The following is a 9,551-nucleotide window of genomic DNA, read 5'->3' on the forward strand; positions in this document are numbered from 1 at the left end:
ATCGAAAGAATCCGGACTGCGGAGGTACCAAACGAATGCTGTTCTCGGCATTTCCTCGACCGCAAGGTCTGTACGACCCCGCCAACGAGGCCGACTCCTGCGGCGTCGCCATGATCACCGACATCCAGGGCCGCCGCACCCACTCCATCGTCGCCGACGGCCTCGTCGCCCTCGAACACCTCGACCACCGCGGCGCCGCCGGCGCGGAGACGAACAGCGGTGACGGCGCTGGCATCCTCATCCAGCTCCCGGTCGAACTCTTCCGCGACGTCGTCGACTTCGACCTCCCCGCGCCCACCGACAACGGCTGCAACACCTTCGCCGCGGGACTCTGCTTCCTGCCGCAGGATTCGGCCGCCCGCGCCGCCGCCACCCAGCACATCGAGGCCATCGCCGGCGAGGAGGGTCTGGAGATCCTCGGCTGGCGCAAGCTGCCCGTCACCCCCGACGGCGCGGGTGTCGGCGCCACCGCGCTGAGCTGTATGCCCTACTTCTCCCAGCTCTTCGTCGCCGCCCCCGGGACCAACGGCGCCCGCCCCGGCGGCATCGACCTCGACCGCCGCGTCTACCCCCTGCGCAAGCGGGCCGAAGCCGAGGCCGAGGCCTACTTCCCGACGCTGTCCAGCCGCACCATCGCCTACAAGGGCATGCTCACCACCGTCCAGCTGCCGCAGTTCTTCGCCGACCTGCGCGACGAGCGCTGCGTGAGCGCCATGGCGATCGTGCACAGCCGTTTCTCCACCAACACCTTTCCGTCCTGGCCGCTGGCACACCCGTTCCGGTTCGTCGCCCACAACGGCGAGATCAACACCGTGCGCGGTAACCGCAACCGCATGCATGCCCGCGAAGCGATGCTGGCCAGCGCGAAGATCCCCGGCGACATCAGCCGGCTCTCGCCGATCTGCACGCCCGAGGCGTCCGACTCCGCGTCATTCGACGAGGTGCTCGAACTCCTGCACCTCGGCGGCCGTGAGCTGCCGCACGCCGTGCTGATGATGATTCCCGAAGCGTGGGAGAACGACTCGGCCATGGACCCCGCCGAGCGCGCGTTCTGGCAATTCCACGCCTCCCTGATGGAACCGTGGGACGGTCCGGCCTGCGTCACCTTCACCGACGGCACCGTCGTCGGAGCGGTGTTGGACCGCAACGGATTACGGCCCGGACGCTGGTGGCGCACGGTCGACGACCGGCTCATCCTCGCGAGCGAGGCCGGGGTGCTCGACGTGCCGTCCTGCCAGATCGTCGCCAAGGGCCGCCTGCAGCCGGGCAGGATGCTGCTCATCGACACCGCCGAGGGCCGCATCGTTCCCGACGACGAGATCAAGGAACAGCTCTCGAAGGCCGAACCGTACGGCGAATGGCTGCACGCCGGCCTCCTCGACCTCGCGACCCTGCCCGACCGCGCCAGGGTGCAGCCCAACCACGACTCGGTCGTCCGCAGGCAGATCTCCTTCGGCTACACCGAGGAAGAGCTCCGCATCCTGCTCACCCCGATGGCCGCCTCCGGCGCCGAACCCCTGGGCTCCATGGGCACCGACACCCCCACGGCGGTGCTGTCGGAACGTTCCCGCCTGCTCTACGAGTACTTCGTCGAGTTGTTCGCCCAGGTGACGAACCCGCCGCTGGACGCCATCCGCGAGGAGGTCGTCACCAGCATGTCCCGGGTGATGGGCCCGGAGCAGAACCTGCTCGAACCCACCGCCGCCTCCTGCCGCCAGATCCTGGTCAAGTGGCCGGTCCTCGACAACGACGAGCTCAACAAGATCGTCCACATCAACGCCGACGGCGAGCACCCCGGTCTGCGCACCACCGTCCTCAAGGCGCTCTACGACGTCGAGCGCGGCGGCGAAGGCCTGGCCGACGCCCTCGACGAACTCCGCAACCGCGCCTGCGACGCGATCGCCAAAGGCTCCCGCACCCTGGTGATCTCGGATCGCGACTCAGACCACACCCGCGCCCCGATCCCGTCCCTGCTCGCAGTGTCGGCCGTGCACCACCACCTGGTGCGGACCAAGGAGCGCACCGCCGTGGCGCTGGTCGTCGAATCCGGCGACGCCCGCGAGGTCCACCACATCGCCATGCTCATCGGCTTCGGAGCCGCCGCCGTCAACCCGTACCTGGCGTTCGAGTCGATCGAGGACCTCATCCGCGAGGGCGAGCTGACCGGCATCGAACCGGCCACCGCCGTCCGCAATTACCTCAAGGCGCTGGGCAAGGGCGTCACGAAGGTGATGAGCAAGATGGGCATCTCCACCGTCGCGTCCTACACCGCCGCCCAGGCCTTCGAGGCCGTCGGCATCGACCGCGACGTCATCGACGAGTACTTCACCGGAACCCCCACCCAGCTCGGCGGCATCGGACTCGACGTCATCGCCGAGGAGGTCAAGCTCCGGCACCGCCGCGCCTATCCCGAGAACCCCACCGAACGCGTGCACCGACGCCTCGAGGTCGGCGGCGAGTACGCCTTCCGTCGCGAGGGCGAGCTGCACCTGTTCACCCCCGAAGTGGTTTTCCTGCTGCAGCATTCGACCCGCACCGGCCGTCACGAGGTGTTCCGCCAGTACTCCGACGAGGTGAACCGGCTGGCCCGCGACGGCGGTGCGTTGCGCGGGCTGTTCGAGTTCCGCACCGACGTCCGCCCGCCGGTCCCGCTCGACGAGGTGGAGTCCGTCGACTCGATCGTCACCCGGTTCAACACCGGCGCCATGAGCTACGGCTCCATCAGCGCCGAGGCGCACGAGACCATGGCCATCGCGATGAACAACCTCGGCGGCCGGTCCAACAGCGGTGAGGGCGGTGAGGACGTCGACCGCCTCTACGATCCGCGCCGCCGCAGCGCCGTCAAGCAGGTGGCCTCCGGCCGCTTCGGCGTCACCAGCGACTACCTGATCAACGCCAGCGACATCCAGATCAAGATGGCCCAGGGCGCCAAACCCGGTGAGGGCGGCCAGCTCCCGGGCTACAAGGTGTATCCGAACATCGCCAAGACCCGGCACTCCACACCGGGCGTCGGGCTCATCTCACCGCCGCCGCACCACGACATCTACTCCATCGAGGACCTCGCCCAGCTCATCCACGACCTCAAGAACGCCAACGACCAGGCCCGCATCCACGTCAAGCTGGTCGCCAGCGTCGGCGTGGGCACCGTGGCCGCGGGAGTCTCCAAGGCGCACGCCGACGTGGTGCTGATCTCCGGCTACGACGGCGGCACCGGCGCGGCGCCGCTGACATCGCTCAAACACGCAGGCGCGCCGTGGGAGATCGGCCTTGCCGACGCACAGCAGACGCTGATGCTCAACGGTCTGCGTGACCGCATCACCGTCCAGTGCGACGGCGGCATGCGCACCGCGCGCGACGTGATCGTCGCCGCTCTGCTCGGCGCCGAGGAGTTCGGCTTCGCCACCGCACCATTGGTGGTGGCCGGCTGCATCATGATGCGCGTCTGCCACCTCGACACCTGCCCGGTCGGCGTGGCCACCCAGAACCCCGAACTGCGGGCCCGCTTCAACGGCAAGCCCGAGTTCGTGGAGAACTACTTCCGGTTCATCGCCGAGGACATCCGCCGCTATCTGGCCGACCTCGGGTTCCGCAGCATCGACGAGGCCGTCGGGCACGCCGAGATGCTGGACACCGCCGCCGGTGTCGCGCACTGGAAGGCCAAGGGGCTCGACCTGGCCCCGATCTTCGCGGTGCCGACCGACGCGCACGGCGCCGAGATCACCCAGCGGCGCAAGGTGAAGGACCAGTACCACGCACTCGACCAGGCGCTGGACCAGACGCTGATTCAGCTGGCCGAGGGCGCACTCGAGGACGCCCACCCGGTTCGGCTGGAACTGCCGGTACGCAACGTCAACCGCACCGTCGGCACCCTGCTCGGCGCCGAGGTCACCCGGCGCTACGGCGCCGCCGGCCTGCCCGACGACACCATCAACATCACCCTCACTGGGTCGGCGGGCCAGTCGATCGGGGCGTTCCTCCCGCCCGGCATCACCCTCGAGCTGATCGGCGACGCCAACGACTATGTGGGCAAAGGCCTTTCCGGCGGCCGGGTGATCGTGCGGCCGCCCGATGACGTGCTGTTCCTGCCCGAGGACAACGTGATCGCAGGCAACACCCTGCTCTACGGCGCCACCTCGGGTGAGGTGTTCCTGCGCGGCCGGGTCGGGGAACGCTTCTGCGCCCGCAACTCCGGCGCGCTCGCCGTCGTCGAGGGGGTCGGCGACCATGCCTGCGAGTACATGACCGGCGGCCGGGTGGTGGTGCTGGGCCGCACCGGCCGCAACATGGCGGCAGGCATGTCCGGCGGTATCGCCTACGTGCTCGGCCTTGACCCGGCCCGGGTGAACACCGCGATGGTCGAGTTGCAGCGTCTCGAACCCGAAGACCTGGTGTGGCTGCACGGCGTGGTCGCCGAGCACGCCCGCCGCACCGGCAGCACCCTGGCGACGTCGGTGCTGTCGGACTGGCCGCGCCGCAGCGCCCAGTTCACCAAGGTGATGCCGCGCGACTACCAGCGCGTGCTGCAGGCGACCCGGATGGCCAAGGCCGAGGGCCGCGACGTCGACACCGCGATCATGGAGGCGAGCCGTGGCTGATCCCAGCGGATTTCTCAAGGTGCACAAGGTCGAAGCGCCCAAGCGGCCGGTCGACGAGCGGGTCGGCGACTGGCACGAGGTCTACGAGCGGCAGAGCCCGCAGGACCGCGCAGCGGAGGTGTCCCAGCAGGCCCGCCGCTGCATGGACTGCGGAATCCCGTTCTGCCACTCCGGAACCGCGGGCTGTCCGCTGGGCAACCTGATCCCGGAGTGGAACGACCTGGTCCGCCGCGGGCGGTGGGACGCCGCCAGCGACCGGCTGCACGCCACCAACAACTTCCCGGAGTTCACCGGACGGCTGTGCCCGGCGCCGTGCGAGGCGGCCTGCGTGCTGTCGATCGGGGAGGACCGCACCGGCGGCAGCGTCACGATCAAGCGGATCGAGAACACCATCGCCGACCACGCCTGGGCGATGGGCATCGTGGAACCCCAGCCGGCGGCCATCGCCACCGGGAAGCGGGTCGCGGTGGTGGGCTCCGGGCCTGCCGGCCTGGCGGCCGCCCAGCAGCTCACCCGCGCCGGCCACGACGTGACGGTCTACGAACGTGACGACCGGCTCGGCGGCCTGATGCGGTACGGCATCCCGGAGTACAAGCTGGAGAAGTCGACGCTCAACCAGCGACTGGCCCAGATGCGCGCCGAGGGCACCCGCTTCGTCACCGAGTGCGAGGTCGGTGTCGACCTCACCGTCGAGCAGCTGCGGGCCCGCTACGACGCGGTGGTGCTCGCCGTCGGCGCGCTGCGCGCCCGCGACAACGACGTCGAGGGCCGCGAACTCAACGGCGTGCACCTGGCGATGGAGCACCTGGTGCCCGCCAACAAGGAGTGCGAGGGCGACGGCCCGTCGACGATCTCGGCCGCGGGCAAGCACGTCGTCATCATCGGCGGCGGCGACACCGGCGCCGACTGCCTTGGCACCGCGCATCGCCAGGGCGCGGCGTCGGTCACCCAGCTCGACTACAACCCCGAACCGCCCGAGCAGCGCGACGACACCCGGTCACCGTGGCCGACGTGGCCGCTGGTGCTGCGCACCCGGCTCTCACCCGCGCACGCCGAGGGTGGGCACAGGCGCTACGAGGTGGCCGTGCAGCGGTTCATCGGCGACGGCGCAGGCAACCTGCGGGCGCTCGAGATCGCCGAGGTCACGGTGGAGCGGGACGCCGAGGGCAGGCGGCACATCGTGCCGGTCGGCGAGACCCTGGAGATCCCGTGCGAGCTCGCGCTGCTGGCGATCGGATTCGACGGTGTGGAGCACATGCCGCTGCTCGACGGACTCGGGCTGACGCTGAACCGCCGCGGTGCGCTGCCGTGCGGTTCGGACTGGCAGACCGACGCTTCCGGCGTCTTCGTGTGCGGCGACGCCCACCGCGGCGCGTCGCTGATCGTGTGGGCCATCGCGGAGGGCCGCAGCGCGGCGCACGCGGTCGACGCCTACCTGATGGGTGAGTCGGATCTGCCCGCACCCGTCATCCCCGGCGCGCTGCCGTTGGCCGTCGTCTGAATCGATTAGGGACTATATTGAGGCAACGTGAGTAGACGCGGAAAAATCGTCTGTACCCTCGGCCCGGCCACCGCCAGCGACGAGAAAGTCAAAGCCCTGGTGACGGCGGGAATGGACGTCGCGCGGCTGAACTTCAGCCACGGCGACTACCCCGACCACGAGGCCAACTACAAATGGGTGCGCGCGGCCTCCGACGCCACCGGCCACGCGGTCGGCATCCTCGCCGACCTTCAGGGCCCCAAGATCCGGCTCGGTCGCTTCGCCGACGGTCCCACCGAGTGGACCGCGGGCGAGACCGTGCGCATCACGGTCGACGACGTCGAGGGCACCCACGACCGGGTGTCCACCACATACAAGCGGCTCGTCGAGGACGCCAACCCGGGTGACCGGGTGCTGGTCGACGACGGCAACGTCGGGCTGACCGTCGAGAGCATCGACGGCACCGACGTCGTGTGCACCGTCACCGAGGGCGGCAAGGTCAGCAACAACAAGGGCATGTCGCTGCCAGGCATGAACGTCTCGGCGCCCGCGCTGTCGGAGAAGGACGTCGAGGACCTCGAGTTCGCGCTGCGGCTCGGCGTGGACCTGGTCGCGCTGTCGTTCGTGCGCTCACCGGCCGACATCGAGTTGGTGCACGAGGTGATGGACCGAGTCGGCCGGCGGGTCCCCGTGATCGCCAAGCTGGAGAAGCCCGAGGCCATCGACAACCTCGAGGCGATCGTGCTGGCCTTCGACGCGATCATGGTCGCCCGCGGTGACCTCGGTGTCGAGCTCCCGCTCGAGGAGGTGCCGCTGGTGCAGAAGCGGGCCATCCAGATGGCCCGGGAGAACGCCAAGCCGGTGATCGTCGCCACCCAGATGCTCGAGTCGATGATCGAGAACTCCCGGCCCACCCGCGCCGAGGCCTCCGACGTCGCCAACGCGGTGCTCGACGGCGCCGACGCGGTGATGCTCTCCGGTGAGACGTCGGTCGGCAAATACGCCCTCGACGCCGTCAGGACGATGGCACGCATCGTCTGCGCGGTCGAGGAGAACTCGGTGGTGGTGCCGCCGCTGACGCACGTGCCGCGCACCAAACGCGGGGTGATCTCGTATGCGGCTCGTGACATCGGTGAGCGCCTCGACGCCAAGGCGCTGGTCGCCTACACCCAGTCGGGGGACACGGTGCGCCGGCTGGCCCGGCTGCACACGCCGCTGCCGTTGCTGGCCTTCACCTCGCTGCCCGAGGTCCGCAGCCAGCTGGCGCTGAGCTGGGGCACCGAGACGTTCATCGTCCCGCACATCCAGACCACGGACGGCATGATCCGGCAGGTCGACAAGTCGCTGCTGGAGCTCGGCCGCTACAAGCGCGGCGACCTGGTGGTCATCATCGCGGGCGCTCCGCCCGGCACAGTAGGCTCCACCAATCTGATCCATGTGCACCGGATCGGGGAGGACGATGTGTAGTCCGATGCGGGTCTAGACGGACGACCGGATGAGGGGGACTCTTGGCGGCAGCCGATTTCCATGAGCTGCTGGCGGTCCTCGACCTCCACCGCGTCGACGACGCGACGTTCGTCGGCAGGCATCCGAGCAAGAACCCGATCCGCACGTTCGGCGGCCAGATGATGGCACAGGCCTTCGTGGCGGCCGGCCGTTCGCTGGACGTCCCGATCGCGCCGAGTGCGTTGTCGGCACACTTCATCGCCGGTGGGGACCCCACCCGCGACCTGGAGTTCCACGTGCACCGGTTGCGCGACGAGCGCCGCTTCGCCAACCGCAGGGTCGACGTGCGCCAGGGTGACCTGCTGCTGACCACCGCGCTGGTGTCGTTCATGAACGGCGGCCGTGGCCTCGAGCACGCCGTCGAGGCGCCGCCGGTTCCCGGACCGGACAGCCTGCCCACGATCGACGACCTGCTCCGCGGATACGAGAAGACGGTGCCGCACTTCGTGGAGGCGCTGCGGCCGATCGAGTGGCGCTACACCAACGACCCGGCCTGGGTGATGCGCGACAAGGGCGAGCGGCTGGACTACAACCAGGTGTGGCTCAAGGCCGACGGCACGATGCCCGACGACCCGGTGCTGCACACCGCGGCGCTGGTCTACAGCTCGGACACCACGGTTCTCGACTCGATCATCACCACCCACGGCCTGTCCTGGGGACATGACCGCATCTTCGCGGTGACCATGGACCACTCGGTGTGGTTCCACCGGCCGGTGCGGTTCGACGAGTGGGTGCTCTACTCCACGACGTCACCGGTCGCCGCCGAGTCGCGCGGGCTCGGTACCGGGCACTTCTTCGACCGGTCCGGCGCGCTGCTCGCCACGGTGGTGCAGGAGGGCGTGGTGAAGTACTTCCCTGGCCGCTAGGGCGTGGCGGTCGGTGTCAGCGTGACGCTGAACTGGTCCTCCATGTTGTTGGTGAACTCTTCCTCGCACTGTTGCTGGGCCTCGACGTCGTTGCCGGCGCGCTGCAGGCAGTCGACGAGGTCGGCGCCGCCGAGTTCGCTGAATCCCCAGATCGACAGCGCGATGGCGACGATCGACACGATCACGCCGAGGAAGCCGAGCACGATGCCCGCGGTGGCGATCCCGCCGTTGGTGGCCTCGCCGCGCTTGGCCCGGCCCCGCCCGATGAAGCCGAGGACGATGGCCGCGACACCGAGCACGATGCCGCCGAACACGGTGAACAGCCCGATGATCGCGACGACGAGCGCGGCGATGCCGATGCCGTTCTTCGGGGCGGTAGGCGCCTGCGCGTACGGGTAACCGCCGTAGGGCTGCGGAGGGGGCGGCGGATACCCACCGGGCTGGGCGCCGTACTGATAGCCCGGCGGGGGACCCGGTGGTGGTGGTGGCGGCGGCGCGGACGACGACGGATCCGTTGGCGAGTGCTCTGGCTTGTCCGGGTCGGTCATGCGTCGGAGATTACCCGCCCGGAGGCGAGGTCGAGTCGCAGACAGTCGATGTCGGGTGTCAAGTGGTGGGTGGCCACCAGCACCGCGCGGTCGGCCGGGAAAAGGGCGCCGGGGGTGAGCAGTTCGGCGAGCAGTCGCTGCGCGTCGGCGGCGTCGAGGTGTTCGGTGGGCTCGTCGAGCAGCACCACCGGGAAGGTCGACACCAGTGCCCGCGCCAGCAGCAGGCGCCGGCGCTGGCCGGCCGACACCGCCGCCCCGCCGCCCACCAGCACGGTGGACAGGCCGGCGGGCAACGTGTCGAGCCAGTCGGTCAGGCCGGCGCGGTTCAGTGCGGATCGCAGCTCGTCATCGGTGGCGTCGCCGCGGGAGACCAGCAGGTTGTCCCGCACCGTGGTCGCGAACAGATGCCCGTCCTCACCGAAGAACCCTGCGGCGAGGCCAGTTTCGCGGCATCTGTCGGCGGTCGCGAGCAGCAGCGTGGTCTTGCCCGACCCGCTGGGGCCGGTGACGGCGACGCGGTCGCCGGGCCGCACGTCGAGCGGCGGCACCGGCGGGC

The 9,551-nt window shown here is 69.9% G+C and carries 6 protein-coding genes; 4 read left to right on the top strand and 2 right to left on the bottom strand.

Translation table 11 applies throughout. The annotated features are described in order from the left end of the window. Positions 1-35 precede the first annotated feature (35 nt). From gltB to H7I41_RS15780, 4 genes are read left to right on the top strand one after another with little or no spacing between them, the layout of a single operon-like run. Positions 36-4,595: a glutamate synthase large subunit gene (gltB, locus tag H7I41_RS15765; RefSeq protein ID WP_264013542.1), complete on the top strand. Its 4,560-nt coding sequence runs from the start codon at positions 36-38 to the stop codon at positions 4,593-4,595. Then, the gene (locus H7I41_RS15770; RefSeq protein WP_264013543.1) at positions 4,588-6,096 is read left to right on the top strand and encodes a glutamate synthase subunit beta; all 1,509 of its coding nucleotides are present in this window, start codon (positions 4,588-4,590) and stop codon (positions 6,094-6,096) included. The genes gltB and H7I41_RS15770 overlap by 8 nt, the downstream gene beginning before the upstream one ends. Before the next feature lie 27 nt (positions 6,097-6,123). Then, entirely contained in the window at positions 6,124-7,542 is a 1,419-nt protein-coding gene (gene pyk, locus H7I41_RS15775; protein WP_264013544.1) for a pyruvate kinase, read from the top strand. A gap of 41 nt (positions 7,543-7,583) precedes the next feature. Then, positions 7,584-8,447, top strand: a complete 864-nt coding sequence (locus tag H7I41_RS15780; protein WP_264013545.1) for an acyl-CoA thioesterase II — start codon at positions 7,584-7,586, stop codon at positions 8,445-8,447. Here H7I41_RS15780 and H7I41_RS15785 read toward each other — a convergent pair. Both H7I41_RS15785 and H7I41_RS15790 read right to left on the bottom strand, forming a co-directional pair. Then, positions 8,444-8,995, bottom strand: coding sequence for a DUF4190 domain-containing protein (locus tag H7I41_RS15785; RefSeq protein ID WP_264013546.1), 552 nt, complete (start codon positions 8,993-8,995; stop codon positions 8,444-8,446). The two genes, H7I41_RS15780 and H7I41_RS15785, sit on opposite strands and share 4 nt — an antisense overlap. Then, positions 8,992-9,551 (bottom strand): ATP-binding cassette domain-containing protein (locus tag H7I41_RS15790; RefSeq protein ID WP_264013547.1); only part of this gene is annotated, 560 nt, incomplete at its 5' end. The genes H7I41_RS15785 and H7I41_RS15790, both read right to left, overlap by 4 nt.

The organism is [Mycobacterium] manitobense, from assembly GCF_025821665.1.
GTDB classification, from domain to species: Bacteria; Actinomycetota; Actinomycetes; order Mycobacteriales; family Mycobacteriaceae; genus Mycobacterium; species Mycobacterium arseniciresistens.

Bases quoted from the DNA above. Each gene is read 5' to 3' on its own strand.
- H7I41_RS15785 (WP_264013546.1), bottom strand. From the start codon at position 8,995: ATGACCGACCCGGACAAGCCAGAGCACTCGCCAACGGATCCGTCGTCG.
- gltB (WP_264013542.1), top strand. From the start codon at position 36: ATGCTGTTCTCGGCATTTCCTCGACCGCAAGGTCTGTACGACCCCGCC.